The 15,124-nt window shown below is 65.3% G+C and carries 16 protein-coding genes; 11 read left to right on the forward strand and 5 right to left on the reverse strand.

Annotated features, from left to right (window positions below; genetic code table 11):
• The first annotated feature begins 14 nt into the window (after window positions 1-14).
• From EPB08_RS02630 to EPB08_RS02650, 5 genes are all read left to right on the forward strand, one after another.
• Entirely contained in the window at window positions 15-1,841 is a 1,827-nt protein-coding gene (locus tag EPB08_RS02630) for a sulfotransferase family protein (RefSeq protein WP_130617496.1), read from the forward strand.
• Window positions 1,831-2,448 (forward strand): 2OG-Fe(II) oxygenase, encoded by a 618-nt coding sequence (locus EPB08_RS02635; RefSeq protein WP_130617497.1) that lies wholly within the window; start codon window positions 1,831-1,833, stop codon window positions 2,446-2,448. The genes EPB08_RS02630 and EPB08_RS02635 overlap by 11 nt, the downstream gene beginning before the upstream one ends.
• 48 nt (window positions 2,449-2,496) lie before the next feature.
• Complete coding sequence (locus tag EPB08_RS02640; protein ID WP_130617498.1) at window positions 2,497-3,864, forward strand: tetratricopeptide repeat-containing sulfotransferase family protein; 1,368 nt, start codon at window positions 2,497-2,499, stop codon at window positions 3,862-3,864.
• A 118-nt stretch (window positions 3,865-3,982) separates the two neighbouring features.
• Window positions 3,983-5,305 carry an aspartyl/asparaginyl beta-hydroxylase domain-containing protein gene (locus EPB08_RS02645; protein ID WP_130617499.1) on the forward strand — a complete coding sequence of 441 codons (1,323 nt, stop codon included), beginning with the start codon at window positions 3,983-3,985 and terminating at the stop codon, window positions 5,303-5,305.
• A gap of 100 nt (window positions 5,306-5,405) precedes the next feature.
• A complete protein-coding gene (locus EPB08_RS02650) occupies window positions 5,406-6,362 on the forward strand; it encodes a quinone oxidoreductase family protein (RefSeq protein WP_130617500.1) in 957 nt (318 codons plus the stop codon).
• Window positions 6,363-6,400: 38 nt separating this feature from the next.
• On the opposite strand, the gene EPB08_RS02655 is transcribed toward EPB08_RS02650, so the two are convergent.
• Window positions 6,401-7,306, reverse strand: coding sequence for an ion channel (locus tag EPB08_RS02655; RefSeq protein ID WP_130617501.1), 906 nt, complete (start codon window positions 7,304-7,306; stop codon window positions 6,401-6,403).
• A 53-nt stretch (window positions 7,307-7,359) separates the two neighbouring features.
• Window positions 7,360-7,632, reverse strand: coding sequence for a hypothetical protein (locus tag EPB08_RS02660; RefSeq protein ID WP_130617502.1), 273 nt, complete (start codon window positions 7,630-7,632; stop codon window positions 7,360-7,362).
• 62 nt (window positions 7,633-7,694) lie between these two features.
• Between EPB08_RS02660 and EPB08_RS02665 the strand changes: the two genes are divergently transcribed.
• The 3 genes from EPB08_RS02665 (at window position 7,695) to EPB08_RS02675 (ending at window position 8,838) form a co-directional block, all read left to right on the forward strand.
• Window positions 7,695-8,135 (forward strand): PIN domain-containing protein, encoded by a 441-nt coding sequence (locus EPB08_RS02665; RefSeq protein WP_324615122.1) that lies wholly within the window; start codon window positions 7,695-7,697, stop codon window positions 8,133-8,135.
• Window positions 8,136-8,205: 70 nt separating this feature from the next.
• Window positions 8,206-8,625: a hypothetical protein gene (locus tag EPB08_RS02670; protein ID WP_130617504.1), complete on the forward strand. Its 420-nt coding sequence runs from the start codon at window positions 8,206-8,208 to the stop codon at window positions 8,623-8,625.
• A gap of 24 nt (window positions 8,626-8,649) precedes the next feature.
• Complete coding sequence (locus EPB08_RS02675; RefSeq protein WP_130617505.1) at window positions 8,650-8,838, forward strand: CPXCG motif-containing cysteine-rich protein; 189 nt, start codon at window positions 8,650-8,652, stop codon at window positions 8,836-8,838.
• Window positions 8,839-8,842: 4 nt separating this feature from the next.
• Here the strand turns inward: EPB08_RS02675 and pncA are convergent, their stop codons facing one another.
• Window positions 8,843-9,490, reverse strand: coding sequence for a bifunctional nicotinamidase/pyrazinamidase (pncA, locus tag EPB08_RS02680; protein ID WP_130617506.1), 648 nt, complete (start codon window positions 9,488-9,490; stop codon window positions 8,843-8,845).
• 196 nt (window positions 9,491-9,686) lie between these two features.
• On the opposite strand from pncA, the gene EPB08_RS02685 reads away from it, so the two are divergent.
• Window positions 9,687-10,055, forward strand: a complete 369-nt coding sequence (locus tag EPB08_RS02685; protein ID WP_130617507.1) for a hypothetical protein — start codon at window positions 9,687-9,689, stop codon at window positions 10,053-10,055.
• A gap of 57 nt (window positions 10,056-10,112) precedes the next feature.
• Window positions 10,113-11,312: an MFS transporter gene (locus EPB08_RS02690; RefSeq protein ID WP_130617508.1), complete on the forward strand. Its 1,200-nt coding sequence runs from the start codon at window positions 10,113-10,115 to the stop codon at window positions 11,310-11,312.
• Window positions 11,313-11,380: 68 nt separating this feature from the next.
• Here the strand turns inward: EPB08_RS02690 and cls are convergent, their stop codons facing one another.
• Together cls and EPB08_RS02700 are read right to left on the reverse strand one after the other, a co-directional pair.
• Window positions 11,381-12,784 (reverse strand): cardiolipin synthase, encoded by a 1,404-nt coding sequence (gene cls / locus EPB08_RS02695; protein ID WP_130617509.1) that lies wholly within the window; start codon window positions 12,782-12,784, stop codon window positions 11,381-11,383.
• A 70-nt stretch (window positions 12,785-12,854) separates the two neighbouring features.
• Window positions 12,855-13,784, reverse strand: a complete 930-nt coding sequence (locus EPB08_RS02700) for a LysR family transcriptional regulator (protein WP_130617510.1) — start codon at window positions 13,782-13,784, stop codon at window positions 12,855-12,857.
• A 98-nt stretch (window positions 13,785-13,882) separates the two neighbouring features.
• Between EPB08_RS02700 and EPB08_RS02705 the strand changes: the two genes are divergently transcribed.
• Window positions 13,883-15,124: an MFS transporter gene (locus EPB08_RS02705; protein WP_130617511.1), complete on the forward strand. Its 1,242-nt coding sequence runs from the start codon at window positions 13,883-13,885 to the stop codon at window positions 15,122-15,124.

Below are 15,124 nucleotides of genomic sequence, written 5' to 3' on the forward strand. Positions count from 1 at the left end.
CGGCATGAGTCGTAATGCAAGCGAGCATTGAATTCATTTCTTCGGCAGTGCGTGAAGGTGCGTTGGCTGAGGCCGAACGGGCGTGCCGGGAACTGCTGCGGAAGCAGCCTCAGTCGGAACCTGCACTCGAGTGGCTGGCCTATGTGCTGCAGCTTCTGCATCGCCCTGCGGAGGCATTAGGTTGCTATCGGGAGCTGACTGAGCGCTACCCCCACGATGGTGGTCACTGGAGCAATCTGGCGACCATGTTGAGGGATGCCGGGGGGCTGGAGGAGGCGGAGCGCGCTTACCTGATCGCGCTTCGCATCAACCCCGAGGACTGCATCGTGCAGGGTAACCTCGGCCTGCTGTACATGGAGCGCGGTGAATACGTGCGCGCGCGTTCGCTATTGACCGAGGCGACCTTGCGGCAGCCGGACCAGATGAGCGTCCGTATCTATGCGGTAATGGCCTGCTATGAGTGCGGCGACACGCTGGGTGTGGAGGAGTTGCTGGCTGGCTGGGAGCACTGGCCGCCCCTGACAGAGGATCTGCGTGTCGATCTGGCATGGGTTTTCGCCCAGCTCGGGCGAGCATCCGAAGCGGAGCGCCTGCTAAACGAAACCCTGGATACGTCTGGGCAGCGTCCGCGTACCATTGCCCGCCTGATCCACTTGTATGAACGGGTGAATCGTCTTGAGGAAGCGCGTGATTTGCTCGCGTTGTTGCCGGATCCGGAATCACTTGCCGACGAAGTTGATCGATACGAGGTGATTGCCGCGAGAGGTGTGATGGCACAACGAGGTCACGACCCGGCAATGACGCGCGATCTGCTCGAGGGTCTGATTGCGCAGACGCGTGAGCGCAAGCACCGCAGCAATCTCTATTTCGGTATTGCCAAGGCCTGCGACAAGGCGGGAGACACTGCCGCCGCACTTCGGGCGCTCGCCGAGGCACATGCCGTTCAGTTGGAAAATGCCGCTCAGTTGGTTCCCGATCTGCTGGCGCCTGGCGTTGAACCGCTCGCACCGTCGATGTTGCGCGTGGAGGCGACGGATCTCGGTGAGAACGATTCCTGGCGACAGGCCGGAGATGTTGCGACGTCCCCGGTGTTTGTCGTGGGCTTCCCGCGCTCCGGCACGACCATGCTCGAGCAGATGCTCGATGCGCATCCGGGCCTGGCCTCGATGGACGAGCGCCCGTTCATGCAGGCCGTCGCCGAACGGCTTCAGCAGCACGGTGTGCTCTATCCGGAGCACCTGTGGAAGCTGAGCGAAGACGATGTTGACGAGCTGCGGCGATATTATTGGCAACTGGTATCGCGTGCCGTCACACTGGCCCCCGGGCAACGCATCGTCGACAAGAATCCGCTCAACTTGCTGCATCTGCCGTTGATCGTGCGACTATTCCCGAAGGCACCAGTCATCCTCGCCTTGCGGCATCCGTGCGATGTGATCCTCAGTTGCTATATGCAGAACTTCCGCTCGCCCGGCTTCCAGGTGCTCTGCTCCTCGCTTGACCGGCTCGCGCGTGGCTATGTGAATGCCATGCGGTTCTGGGTGCACCACGAGGCCTTGCTCAAGCCGCCTGTGCTGCGCCTGCGCTACGAGGATCTCCTCGACGATTTCGAAACGATGGTAAAGCGCATCGGCGATTTCATCGGCGTCGAGGACGCCACGCCGTTGCTCCGTTTCCATGAGCACGCGCAGCAGAAAGGCTTCATCAGTACGCCGAGCTATTCGCAGGTGACGCAGCCGCCCAACAAGCGCGCAGTGGGTCGCTGGAAGCGCTATGCCGATGCTTTTGAAGCGTTGCGTCCTACCTTGGCTGAAGTGGTGGAGCTTTGGGGTTATGAGTTCTGAACCCGTGCAGCGTGATCGTCTTGATGTGCGTAGCTACATCCAGTATTTCGACGAGGCGTTGCCGGCGGCCTTTTGCCAGCAGCTGATTGCGTCGTTCCACCAATCCGTCGCGCACCAGCAGGTACGCAGCAAGGGGTGGCGCGCGGGGCTGGAAGGCAGTGCCTGGACCGAGCTGGATCTCACGCCGCTGGCGGATGACGCGTTCAAGGGATTCTTCTACCGGCAGATCGATGAGTACCTCACGCGCTACAACCGCAGCCTGCGACTCACCATCGAGGTGCCGTCGTCCCCGGTGCTCGCACCGTTGCGCATCAAGCGTTATATCGCCGGTTCCGGCGATGGCTTCCAGCCGCATTTCGATTCGCTGGGCGAAGTGGCGAGCCGCTACCTCGTGTTTCTCTGGTACCTCAACGACGTGGAACAGGGCGGGGAAACCGAGTTCTGCGATCTGGGCGTCTCGGTGCAGGCCCGGGCGGGAAGGTTGCTGGTATTCCCGCCGTACTGGATGTACCAGCACGCGGGCCTGCCGCCACTGTCGAGCGACAAGTACATCCTTTCCACTTACCTGATGTTCCCGGAGTCGTCGATCCAGGGGCGCGGGCTATGATGCCCACGGGTGGGCGATGCGTGCCGGTCGGCGTGAGGTGAGGTGGCGATGAGTGGTTCCACGCCGGTGGGGCAGGCGCCCGCATTCCACGGCGATCCCGCGCAGGCGCTGTCTGTGGCGCAACAGCTGCGGCAGCAGGGACGGTTGGAGGCGGCGGCGGCGGTGATGCACGCGGCGGGCATCGCGTCCCTTGGCCAACCCGACCGGGTCTTTGATTGCGCGATGTTCATCAAGGAGAGCGGGCGCCATGCGCTGGCCGCGGAGCTGTGCGACCGGCAACTCGCATTGTCGCCGGGGCATCTGCGCCTGCTCGCCCTGGCAGGCAGCGTCGATCACGAATTGGGTCGGTTCGATTCGGCCAGGGAACGCTATCTCGCGGCCATCCACGGCGGTATCGATCTCAATCAGTGGTTCCTGCTTCATGCGTTGTCCACCACGCAGCGCTATACCGACCCGAACCATCCGGACTTCGCCTTGTTCGAAGCGCACGCTCGCGATTCGCGCCTGTCGCCGCGTGCACGGGCCGCCGTCTGTTTTGCGCTGGGAAAGGCTTGCGACGATATCGGGGACACTCAGCGCGCCGCCGGGATGTTCCGGGAAGCCAACGGGCTTGTTAAAAGCGGCATCAGCTGGTCGCGTGACGTATGGGAGCGCTTCGTCACATCGCAGATGCAGGAACCGCACGGCGGCGCCCTCACCGAGCCGTCCGGCTGCATCCCTGTGTTTGTCGTGGGCATGGTGCGCAGTGGCACCACGCTGCTGGCCGATCGCCTGGGCCGGCACGCCGACGTGCGCAACCGGGGCGAGATGCCGTTCATGGCCTATCTGGCCGGGCAGCTCAAGGCGCAGGGACTGCTCAACGACCCGCGGGCGTGCATGCAGGCTCGCCAGATCTACCTGACCCACCTTCGCCAGGACGACACGCCGGCACGCTGGTATATCGACAAGCATCCGCTGAATTTCCGCTACGTGGGCCTGATCCAACGGTTGTTCCCGGAGGCCCGGGTCATCTACTGCCGGCGTGATCCCCGCGACAATGCGCTGTCGATCTACAGCCAGTATTTCGGTCACGCGGACAATGACTACGCCTACGATTTCGCGGATATTGCCAGTTACGCGGATGGCTGCGATCGCCTGATGAAACATTGGATGGAGGCGCGTGGCCTGCCTGTCCATGTGGTCGCCTACGAGCGGATGGTGGGCGACTCCGAAGGGACGCTGGCGGATGCGGGGGCATTTCTCGGCCTGGCCGGAGAGGCCTCCGCGACACATGCGCACACGGGTGGAGCCATTGCCACCGCGAGCATGTGGCAGGCACGGCAACCGATCTATCATCGGTCCGTCGGTCGCTGGCGCAGCTACGGGGAGTGGTTGCCTGAATTGACGGAGTTGTTTGGCGCTGGCGGAGACGCCTAGCGCGGCGGCAGGGGAAACATCGCGAGGTTGGGTGCCTTGCCGATGTGCCGCCAGTTCCAGTGCCCAGGCCACGGATCATCCCGTTGCCGGGCGGGGGTCAGGTTGTATCGGGGGAGCGATGAGTACGGAGTTTCAAGGCGGTTCCAGGGCCCTGCGCGAGCAGGCCCATCAAGGGTTGCGTCAGGGCAATCTGCTGCTGGCCGAGCAGTACTTCGGGCGGCTGCTCGAAGTCGTTCCTGACGATGTGGAGGCCCTGCAGTTCGTGGCGAGCCGGCGCCTGGCGCGAGGGGAATCGCTGCAGGCGATAGCGATGCTGCTGGCGGCGGACCGTATCCGCCCCGACGACGCCAACATCCTCCACCAGCTTGGCGTTGCCCAGATGGCGGCGGGCGAGTGGCGCGGCGCCGCGACCAACCTGCGCCGATGCGTCGACCTCACGCAGGACATGTTCGTGGCACGGCTGCGCCTGGGCATCGCACTGGAGCAGTTGGGCGAGACGCATCAGGCACTGCTGGCTTACTTTGGCGCAGTGAACTCGGCGCAGGCGCAGGGCCGCTGGCTGAGCGACGACACGACCGCACCGGGGCTGCGCGACATGGTCAAGTACGCCATGCGCTACGTCGATGCGGGGCGCCATCAGCTGTTCGATCGCGTGCTTGCGCCTTTGCGCGAGCGTTATGGACGTGCGGAGCTGTCACGCGTCGAACAATGCCTGGCGATCTATCTTGGCGAGCAGCCGAAGCATTTGCCCGATCCGAGGCAAAAGCCCAAGTTCCTCTATTTTCCGGGTGTTCCGAGCCAGCCCTATTACCCGACCAGTCGGTTTCCCTGGCAGGCCCGGCTGGAAGAGGCCACCGAGGTCATTCGCGAAGAACTGCTGGCGGTGCTGGCCCAGGACGAGAGCCTGGAGCCGTTCATGAAATTCACCTCCCCCGATGCGGCTGAAGGTTATCTGCGCTCATCCAGCCAGCAGGCGGCGGCGTGGGATGCGTTCTTTTTCTACCGACATGGCACGCGCTACGACGACAACTGCACACGCTGCCCGCGTACGACCGCGCTGCTCGACGACCTGCCGCTCGTACGTATTCGCGATCACGCGCCCGAAACGTTGTTCTCGGTGCTGCGGCCTGGCACCCACATCCTGCCGCACCGTGGCGTTACCAACACGCGCCTGGTTACGCATCTTCCGCTGATCGTTCCGTCCGATTGCGCGATCAACGTGGGTGGCGAACTCCACGAGTGGAAGGAGGGGCAATGCGTCTCCTTCGACGACACCTTCGAGCACGAAGCGTGGAACCGAAGCGACCGTACACGCGTGGTGATGATCCTGGACAGCTGGAATCCGGACCTCACCGAGATCGAGCGCGCGGCGGTGACCGATCTGGTCGAAGCGATCGGTGATTTCAATCGGGCCAGTGAAGTCGCGGTGCCAGGAGGCTGAGTTTCGAGGGGCCGCATGCGGGGGCGTGCAGCACGTTGTGCACGGAAATGGCGGGAAATGTCATGCTTGTGACGTCCGATCACGTTGCCAGGAATTCCCCATGCATGCACTGACCTTCGATCATTTCGGTCCGGCGGATGTCCTGCGCTGGACCGAATGCGCCGATCCGGTGCCCGGCGCGCAACAGGTGCTGGTGCGGATGAAAGCGGTGGGTCTCAATTTCGCCGACGTGTACCGGCGCAATGGCAACTATCACCTCAGCGGCTCGGCGCCCTGGGTGCTTGGCTATGAAGGCGCCGGCGTGGTGGTGGAGGGGAGTGATCCGCTGTTCCCTGCCGGCACGCGTGTCGGTTTTGCGGACATGCCTCATGCCAACGCTGAGCTGGTGGCCGTGGATCGCGACCGCCTGATTCCGCTGCCCGATGACATCGATGCCGATACGGCTGCCGCCGTGCTGCTGCAGGGGCTCACCGCGCAGTATCTGGTCAGCGACAGTTTCCGCGTGCAGCCCGGTGACGTGGCCGTGGTGCATGCCGCCGCGGGTGGCGTGGGGCTCCTGCTGGTGCAGATGCTCAAGGCGCTGGGTGCGGTGGTGCTCGGTGTGGCGTCGAATGAAGCCAAGCGCGATGCCGTCATCGCCGTCGGCGCCGACGTGGCAGTGGGTTACGACGAATGGGTCTCGGCTACCAGGGCGTTGACCGGCGGTCACGGGGCCACGGTCGTGTACGACTCGGTCGGTCGCACGCTGGGGGACAGTCTTGCGGTCGCCCGCATCGGCGGTACGGTGGTGTTCTACGGCATGGCGGCGGGTGATCCGGCGCCTGTCGATCCCCGCCTGCTGATGGATCGCTCGTTGACGCTCACGGGCGGCGACCTTTGGAATGTACTGACGAGCGCCGAGGTGCGCCGCGAGCGTGCGGCGGCTCTGTTCGAGCAGATCCGCAACGGCATCGTGAAACCCCGCATCGCCGCGCGCTTTCCCCTGCCCGAGGGCGCGCTCGCCCACGCCTACCTGGAAAGTCGCGCTGCCATCGGCAAGGTGTTGCTTACCCTGTGAGCGCGCCATGCACCGTGGTGCGCGTCTGTCGACAAAAGCTATAGCGCGTCTGTTTCGTCGTCGATGGGCAGCACGTGATGGAACACCGTGTAGTCGATGTGGCTAACGCCGAGTTCGTCGTCATGCACCAGGTCGACGTAGCGGTGGTTCCAGCGCCATTCGCGATAGCCCCACTGCCGACGCGCCAGCATCGACTGCGACGTGGTTTCATCGATGCCTTCGATCGACAGCATCAGCATGGCTTCCGTGCTCGCCAGCAGTTCCGGCGTCAACGCGTGCAGCGGGCTGTCTTCGTCGATCACGTGCATCAGGCTCCAGCTCAGCGTGAATACCGGATGCCGGTCACGCAGCAGCTTGAGGTCGTGGATGCGGCGCAGGCGAAACCCCTCGGGCGAGGCTTCGCGCAGCAACAGGTGCAGCTTGGCCGACGCTTCGGCGATCACGTTCTGCCGCGCATTCGCCGCGCGGATCATCAGCGTGGTCTGGCCGTGGATGCTCCGGATCACCGGATGGTCGGCAAAGATCATCTTGGCGCGTGGCCGCGAGAAGCGGGCAAACACCAGGCCGGTGACCAGCGCGATGCTCAGCATGCCGGTGAAGATCTCCACCGTGGCGACAAGGTGGCCATACACCGTCTGCGGGTGCATGTCGCCGTAGCCTACCGTTGCCAGCGTTTCCACGCTGAAAAAGAACGCGCCGCCGAAGTTGGCCGGAAACTGGTTGGCGATCGCATGGTCGCCCAGCTGATAGAGCGTGGCGAACAGCGTGTTGAGCAGCACGAAGACCGTGGCCGCCAGCCCGAAAAACACCGGCCAGCGGATGGTGAGCGCAAAGTGGTAGATGTCGTCCCAGAAGCGGCGCATCAGGCCATGGCTGACGAACGGCCGGCCGCCGATGCTGACGGTGCGAGGGCGTTGGGACAGCGACTGCAGCCAGCGTGGCATCGCGTGAGACCGTTCGTGGGGGATGCCCGGATTTTATCCCGGGCAGTTGCGACTCACGTAGGGGGCGTGGCGTCGTCGAAACCGGTGTAGTCGTCGGGGAAAATCGGCGTGCCGTCGCCTTCGAGGCCGACGATCGCGGCAAGTGCCTTGACGGCCGCCTGCTCGGCGAGTTCGCTTTCGCGGAAGCTGCGGTTCTCGCATATCGCGTAATACACGGGGAAACCGGTGCGCTCCCGGGGCGTGACCACGAGGCAGGCGGTGTAGCGGGAGCCTTCGGCCACCGCCGTGGCGTGCACTTTGTAGTCGTCGAAGAGGCGGTCGGTCATGTCGGCAATCCAGAGGGCTTGGATCCTCATTTTAGCGTGCCGGCTGTGCCACCATGCGCGCCATGTCCAGCAGCACCCCTCGACTTGTCCTCGACACCAACGTCGCACTCGACCTTTTCGTGTTTCGCGACCCCTCCGCCCGCCACGTGCTGGACGCCCTGCAAAGCGGTGCCGTGCAGGCGGTGGTGGACGAGGCGTGCCGAGCCGAGTGGCTGGCGGTGCTCGAGTATCCCGAGCTGGCCCTGCCGGAAGAGGTGCGTGAGGCGGCCGCCACTGCCTTCGATGGCTGTGTCCTGTTGCTGCGTGATACGCCTCCGCGCACCGATATCAAGCTGCCGCGTTGCGCCGACCCCGACGATCAGCAGTTCCTCGAACTGGCATTGTCTGCCGGGGCGCAGTGGCTGCTGAGCAAGGACAAGGAGGTGCTTCGGCTGGCGCGGCGCACCGCGCGCGAGGGTTGGTTCCAGATCGTGACCCCCGCGGCGTGGATCCCGCCGGCGTGAGTGTCCGGTTCACGCCGGATTGATCGCTCATTCGCGATGCTCGCCGTTGTGAACCACACGGAGTCGGGCGATGAAGGCAGCTCAGTACGTCATGGGTACGGTCGTGGTGGGGGCATTGCTGCTCACCGGTTGCGGTGTCACCAACAATCACGACACGGCGATCAGGGATGCTGTCGCCAACCGCGTGTTCCTCTATCAGACGCCCGGTGCCAATGACGCGACCCTGCAGGTCGTGCGCGCCAATGGCTATTTCGGTGGCGGCTGCTCCAGCCAGATCATCATCGACGACAAGTTCGCCGCGCAGCTGGAGACTGGTGAGCAGGTCGCATTCTCCGTCCCCAGTGGCTCGCATGTGGTGTCGCTGCAGAACTCGGGCGCATGCCACAAGGTGGGTGGCGATGCGCAGGTGCAGACCACGCTGGCCAGCGGTGAGACGGCGCAGCTTGAGGTGAACAAGTGGGGTTCGTCGTTGTCGGCGGTCAAGCGCTAGGCGCTGATCGATCGCGTGACGCCCATGCTCGACGCGGCCCTCATCCATTGCCCTTATTGCGGTGAGCCGATCGAGGTGCTGGTGGACAGCTCGGTGGAAAGCCAGCACTACATCGAGGATTGCCAGGTGTGCTGCCGCCCCATGCAGATCTCCGTGGAGGTCGATGAGGAAGGCACGCCGCACGTGCGCGCCGCCTCCGAAAACGACGGCTGAGGCCTTAGTCCAGCGAGGTGGAGTCGATTGTGTCCACCCCGAGCTGGTCGAAGCGGAAGCGGGTGGCGATGTCGGTGTCCGGGGTCACCGGGCGCGTGAGATCCCACAGCACGTGCGTGCGATACCCCAGGTCAACCGCGTCCTGGGCCGTCCACAGCACGCACACGTCGCGCGCGAGGCCGCAAACATAGATCTCGTCCACGCTCTGCCGGCGCAGCCAGTCGTGCAGTTCGGTGCTGGGGCGCGTGCCGTCGGGGCCGTGGTTCTCGCGAAAGCCGCTGTAGGAATCCACGCGCGGGTCGTCGCCCTTGCGGATGATCTTTTCCACGCCGGACCAGTCGATGGACGGATGCAGGGCGGCTCCGGTCGTCTCCTGCACGCAGTGGTCGGGCCACAGCGTCTGTGCGTGGCCGTAGAGCGGGATGCGCTCGAACGGGCCGCGTCCGGGGTGCGAGCTGGCAAAGGAAACATGGCCGGCGGGATGCCAGTCCTGCGTCGCCACCACGTGCTGGAATACGCGCCGTTCCAGCAACCTCGAAATGCCGGGAACGATGGCATCGCCCTCGTGGCAGGCGAGCGCGCCGCCGGGCATGAAATCCGGCTGCACATCGACCAGGACCAGGGCTGCGCGGCTGCTGATGGGGCGGCTCATGGGGTGCATCGGGCTCGTAAATGTCTGCGGTCGCAAAGTCTAATCGGCCGGCAGATCAATGAGGTGTGACAGGCTCGACGGGTGCCCTGTACGTGATGTGCGGGATTCAGGGTAGGAAATTCCTTACGTGATGTCGGTCATTGTTTCTGGGGCAGGCATAATGTGCTTAAACAACAATGATGACGGGACAGGGGCGATGCCTTACGACCAATCGTGGATGGGATACGGCCTGGTGGGCGCGCTGGAAGCAGGCGCGATCGCCTTGGTGGTCGGATTTCTCGTCTTTGCGCTGCTGAACCGTGTCGGGCGCAGCCAGGGCTGGAACATGGCCATGGAGCTGGGCTGGTCGTATGTGGTCGGCATGGCGCTGGCCGGCGGCCAGGACCTGTGGAACCTGTTCTATTTCAACTACGGTCGCCTGCAGTCGCTGCAGTTGCTGCGCATCCGGCTGGCGGCCGTGCACGATGCCGACAACCTTGGCCAGCGCGTGCTGTTCGAATTCCTTGGCGTCGGCATCGGCGTGTACCTGGCCTGGCTGGCACTGGGCCGCCGTCGCCCGACCTGATGTCGCGGCGGGCCCTGCCCGCCACCGTTTGTTCTTCCTTGGCTTCAAGTAGTACCCATGCATACCCAAGCTGACACAGAGATCCGCGGCTCGCGGCTGACTCTGCGCATCGTCCAGATCGTGTGCTTCACGTTCCTGGCCTATCTCGTGATCGGCATGCAACTGGCGGTGTTGCCGCCGTTCGTGCACGACAACCTGGGCATGGGCGCGGTGGTCGCCGGCCTGGTGATCAGTACGCAATACGTGGCCACCCTGCTGAGCCGTGGCTTCGCAGGCCGCACCTCCGATACGGCAGGCCCCAAGCGCGCCGCATGGATCGGCCTGCTTGCCTGCGCGGCGAGCGGATTGCTGATGATCGGGGCGGCCTTGCTGCGTGCGTGGCCGATGGCATCACTGGGCACCATGCTGGTGGCGCGTCTTGCGCTGGGCATGGGCGAGAGTTGCGTTGCCACGGGCTGCATCATGTGGGGCATCGGTCGCGTGGGCAGCGAGCACACGGCCAAGGTCATCTCGTGGAATGGCATCGCCACCTACGGCGCGCTTGCGGTAGGTGCCCCGCTGGGCGTGGTGCTGGTGGCCATGGGCGGCTTCGTCATGATCGGCGTATCCGGTGTCGCGCTGATGCTGCTGGCCCTGCTGCTCGCATGGCGTCGTCCTCCGGTGCACGTGGAAGCGGGCGAGCGCCTGCCGATGCATCACGTGTTCGGGCGCGTCGCGCCGTATGGCATGGGCCTAGCCTTGGGCTCGGTGGGCTTCGGCGTGATCGCCACCTTCATCACCCTTTATTACGCCAGCCAGGGCTGGGTCGGCGCCGCGCCCACGCTCAGTGCCTTCGGCGTGTGTTTCGTGGGCGTGCGGTTGGTGCTGGGATGGACCATCGCGCACTTCGGCGGTTACCGCGTCGCGCTGGGTTCGCTGTTGATCGAGGCGATCGGCCTGATGGTGCTGGCCTCGGCCAGCCATGCCGGCGTGGCGATGCTGGGAGCTTCGTTGTGCGGCATCGGTTTTTCGCTGGTGTTTCCCTCGCTCGGCGTCGTGGCGGTGGAACGTGTCAGCGTGAGCAATCGCGGCGCGGCGCTGGCGGCGTACTCGGTGTTCATCGATGTGGCGCTGGGTGTCACAGGCCCGTTGGGTGGCTGGATTGCTTCGGGTGGGCGCTATGGGCCGATGTTCGTGGTGGCGGCAGCCTTGTCACTCGCGGCGGCGCTGCTGACGGCGACGTTGTACGTGGGTTATGGCAGCAAGCTGCGAGGCTGACACGCTTCTGTAGGAGCGCACCCAGTGCGCGCCGCCGCGCCGCGCCGGATCGATCAGGCCGCCTGCCGCTAAAGCACCGGATCAAACAACCGCGCCACATGCATCGCCAGACGCCGCATGTAGGGGGCCTTGAGATATTCCGCCTCGGTCACTTCATGCGCATGCGAGAAATCCTCGCGCAGCATGGCCTCCACCTCGGTGGCGAACTGACGGCCCACGTTCAACGCACCGATCTCGAAGTTGAGCCGGAACGAGCGGTTGTCGAGATTCATGCTGCCTACCGACGCGGTGTCGTCGTCGATCAGCACCACCTTCTCGTGCAGGAAGCCGGGCTGATAGCGGAACACGCGAATGCCGGCGATGACAGCGTCGTGCGCATACAGGCCACTGGCGAGGAATACCGCATGGTGATCCGGGCGCGAGGGAATCAGCACGCGCACGTCCACGCCGCGGAACACCGCCAGGCGCAGTGCCGACATCACCGCCTGGTCGGGCACGAAATAGGGCGTGGTGATCCACAGGCGGCGACGTGCGGCGTGGATCAGCGCCACGAAGAACAGCGAGCAGGTTTCCTGGCGGTCTGCGGGCCCGGTGGCTGCGATCAACGTATGCGTGTGGCCGGTACCGGGGTTGGGCGAACGCAGCGGCGGCAGTGCGCCCGTGACCCAGTGCCAGTCCTCGGCGAAGCTGCGCTGCAGGTCCGCGACGGCCGGACCATCGACCTGCAGGTGCGTGTCGCGCCACGGCGCCAGGGGCGGCTTGAGGCCCAGGTATTCGTCGCCCACGTTGAGTCCGCCGACGAAGCCGCGAATGCCATCGATCACGACGATCTTGCGGTGATTGCGGAAATTGAGCTGGAAGCGATTGCTGCGCCGCTGCGTGGCGAACGGATGGATGGCTACGCCCGCCTCGCGCAAGGTGTCGACGTACTGGTGGGGCAGGGCGTGGCTGCCGATGCCGTCATACAGCACGCAAACCTCCACGCCGGCGCGCACGCGCTCGATCAGCGTTTCCTGCAGGCGTCGTCCCAGGCCGTCGTCGTGGATGATGAAGAACTGCAGCAGCACGCAGTGCCTGGCCTCGCCAATCGCCGAAAGGATCGCGTTGAAGGTCGCGTCGCCGTTGACCAGCAGGCGAAGCTGCTGTCCCGGGTGGAAGCGCGCGTGCAGCAGGCTGGCGATCTCGCCGTAGCGTTCGCAGGCCCACGGCGGTGATGCCGCCGTCTCCAGCGTGGTGTTCGCCATCGCCTGCATCTGCTCGCGGCGCAGGCGATGCAGGTCGACATAGCCGTGGAAGCGGCTGCGACCGAGGTAGAGATACGGAATCAGCGTGATGTAGGGCAGCAGCACCAGCCCCAGCGCCCAGGCGAAGGCGCCTTGTGGCGTGCGCGTATTCATCACCGCATGCATGGCGGCGATCACGCCGGCTGCATGCAGCACGAGCAGGACGATGCCGACGATGCTGCTCAGCATGGGCGGCATCCACAAGGGCAGGGAACGGGCGTGCGAATCGGCTTCGGCATGCTGTCCTCGTCGGTGTGGTTCAGATCATCGCGTTGCGTACGGTATCGAGTACATCACGCTCGCGTCGTTGCAGTTCGTGCTGCAGATGATCCACGAACAGGCGGATGCGTGCGGGCAGGTAGCAGCGGCTGGGATAGATCGCATAGATGTGTGCGTCGGGCATGACCACGTCGCCCAGCAACGGCACCAGCCGGCCGGCGCGGACATCTTCGGCGATATCCCAGGCCGACTTGAAGGCCAGCCCATGCCCGGCCACGGCCAGCGCACGCATCAGGTCACCGTTGTCACAGGTGATCGAGGCATCCATGCGCAGCGGGCGAGGGCCCTCCGGCGTCTGCACGATCCACGGGAGGATGCCGTGACCAGGTCGGTGCAGCATCAGGCAGTCGTGCTGCGACAGATCCTCCACGCGCCTGGGATGGCCGCGCCGGGCGAGATAGGCAGGCGAGGCGCAGAGCACGCGGAAATTGTTGGTCAGCAGTCGCGATACCAGCCGCGAGTCGGTCATGGTGCCGCCGCGCACGGCCACGTCCACGCCGTGCTCGAACAGGTCGAGCACGCTGTCGGAGTGGGTCAGGCGCAGGGTGAGCGCGGAGTGCTGGGCGGCAAAGTCGGCCGCGATCGGCCCCACGTACTGGCGTCCCATGTCCACCGAGGCCGACACGTGCAGCTGGCCGCGCACCTCCAGCTGACGCTGGCCCACGGCCGAGTTGGCGTCGTCCATGTCCGCGATGATGGCCTGGGCCCGCTCGAAGTAGATGGTGCCCTCCTCGGTGAGCGCCAGCCGCCGTGAGCTGCGTTGCAGGAGGCGCGCGCCGAGGGCCTGCTCCAGGCGGTTCAGGCGCTTGCTGGCGGCCGCGGGCGACAGGCCGAGCGTCCTCCCGGCCGCCGAGAGGCTGCCGTCGGTCACCGCGCGGACGAACAGCCGCATGTCCTCGAAATCGACCATCTTCAACTTTTTGGAAAAGATGCGTCTCTAGTTTGCTCAATTCTCGCCAAGGTGGGCAAGCCGCAAAGTAGCGGGCAGTTTCCATTCCGGATATCCCCATGAACCTCCCCAGCGCCACTGAAGAGACGGCCGCGGCCGATACCGTCGGGGCAGGCGCTTCGCGCCTGGCCCTGCTGGCCTTGTCCGTGGCGGCCTTCGCCATCGGCACCACCGAATTCGTGATCATGGGCCTGTTGCCCGAGGTGGCCAGCGACCTGCATGTGAGCATCCCGTCGGCAGGCCTGCTGGTGTCGGGCTATGCGCTGGGGGTGGCCGCCGGCGCGCCGCTGCTGGCGGCTCTTACGGCCCAGATGGAGCGGCGCAACGCGCTGCTGCTCCTGCTCGGCCTGTTCATCCTCGGCAATGCGCTGTGCGCCGTGGCGCCGAACTACGGGGTGCTGATGGTGGCTCGCGTGGTGGCGGCGTTCTGCCATGGCTCGTTCTTCGGCATCGGTGCCGTGGTTGCCTCACACATCGTGCCGCGGGGCCAGGCCGCGCGCGCCATCGCCCTGATGTTCACCGGCCTGACGCTCGCCAATGTGCTCGGCGTGCCGTTTGGCACCTTCCTCGGCCAGTGGGCGGGCTGGCGCTCCACTTTCGGCGCGGTCACCGTCCTGGGCGTGGTGGCGGCCATTGCCGTGTGGCGGCTGGTGCCGGCGCTTCCCGGCATGCCTTCGCCCGACATGCGTCGTGAGATCGGCGTACTGCGCCAGCCGCAGGTGTTGCTCGCGTTGGCCATGACCGTGCTTGGCTTCGGCGGCGTGTTCACCGTGTTCACATACATCGCGCCGATCCTGCAGGAGCAATCGCACGTGAGCGTGGGCGCCACCGGCTGGGTGCTGATCCTGTTCGGCGTCGGCACCACGATCGGCAACATGCTGGGCGGCCGCCTGGCGGACTGGCGCCTGATGCCGTCGCTGGCCGGCGTGCTGGTGGTGCTGTCACTGGTGATGTTCGCCTTCGCGTGGACCATGCACAGCACTGTGGCTGCGATCGTCACCGTGTTCGTGTGGGGCGTGTTCGCCTTCGCCACGGTGCCCCCGCTGCAGATGCGCGTGGTGCAGCAGGCGAGTGAAGGGCCGCATCTCGCATCGACCTTGAACATCGCGGCGTTCAATCTGGGCAATGCGATCGGTGCGTTCATCGGCGGCACGATGATCGATCTCAAGCTGGGCCTGCCGTCGGTGAGCATCGCCGGTGCGGTAGTCACGCTCCTCGGCCTGCTGGTCACCGTGGCCAGCGCCGTGCTCGAGCGTCGCCGCGCATCGACCACCCCGGTCGCCTGTTCCGTCGGCGCCTGA

Origin of the sequence: Dyella amyloliquefaciens (assembly GCF_004296575.1) — a bacterium.
GTDB classification, from domain to species: Bacteria; Pseudomonadota; Gammaproteobacteria; order Xanthomonadales; family Rhodanobacteraceae; genus Dyella; species Dyella amyloliquefaciens.

Bases quoted from the DNA above. Each gene is read 5' to 3' on its own strand.
- EPB08_RS02690 (WP_130617508.1), top strand. From the start codon at position 10,113: ATGCATACCCAAGCTGACACAGAGATCCGCGGCTCGCGGCTGACTCTG.
- EPB08_RS02630 (WP_130617496.1), top strand. From the start codon at position 15: ATGCAAGCGAGCATTGAATTCATTTCTTCGGCAGTGCGTGAAGGTGCG.
- EPB08_RS02665 (WP_324615122.1), top strand. From the start codon at position 7,695: ATGTCCAGCAGCACCCCTCGACTTGTCCTCGACACCAACGTCGCACTC.
- EPB08_RS02655 (WP_130617501.1), bottom strand. From the start codon at position 7,306: ATGCCACGCTGGCTGCAGTCGCTGTCCCAACGCCCTCGCACCGTCAGC.
- EPB08_RS02670 (WP_130617504.1), top strand. From the start codon at position 8,206: ATGAAGGCAGCTCAGTACGTCATGGGTACGGTCGTGGTGGGGGCATTG.
- EPB08_RS02705 (WP_130617511.1), top strand. From the start codon at position 13,883: ATGAACCTCCCCAGCGCCACTGAAGAGACGGCCGCGGCCGATACCGTC.
- EPB08_RS02700 (WP_130617510.1), bottom strand. From the start codon at position 13,784: ATGGTCGATTTCGAGGACATGCGGCTGTTCGTCCGCGCGGTGACCGAC.
- pncA (WP_130617506.1), bottom strand. From the start codon at position 9,490: ATGAGCCGCCCCATCAGCAGCCGCGCAGCCCTGGTCCTGGTCGATGTG.
- EPB08_RS02635 (WP_130617497.1), top strand. From the start codon at position 1,831: ATGAGTTCTGAACCCGTGCAGCGTGATCGTCTTGATGTGCGTAGCTAC.
- EPB08_RS02685 (WP_130617507.1), top strand. From the start codon at position 9,687: ATGCCTTACGACCAATCGTGGATGGGATACGGCCTGGTGGGCGCGCTG.
- EPB08_RS02660 (WP_130617502.1), bottom strand. From the start codon at position 7,632: ATGACCGACCGCCTCTTCGACGACTACAAAGTGCACGCCACGGCGGTG.
- EPB08_RS02650 (WP_130617500.1), top strand. From the start codon at position 5,406: ATGCATGCACTGACCTTCGATCATTTCGGTCCGGCGGATGTCCTGCGC.
- EPB08_RS02675 (WP_130617505.1), top strand. From the start codon at position 8,650: ATGCTCGACGCGGCCCTCATCCATTGCCCTTATTGCGGTGAGCCGATC.
- cls (WP_130617509.1), bottom strand. From the start codon at position 12,784: ATGCTGAGCAGCATCGTCGGCATCGTCCTGCTCGTGCTGCATGCAGCC.
- EPB08_RS02645 (WP_130617499.1), top strand. From the start codon at position 3,983: ATGAGTACGGAGTTTCAAGGCGGTTCCAGGGCCCTGCGCGAGCAGGCC.
- EPB08_RS02640 (WP_130617498.1), top strand. From the start codon at position 2,497: ATGAGTGGTTCCACGCCGGTGGGGCAGGCGCCCGCATTCCACGGCGAT.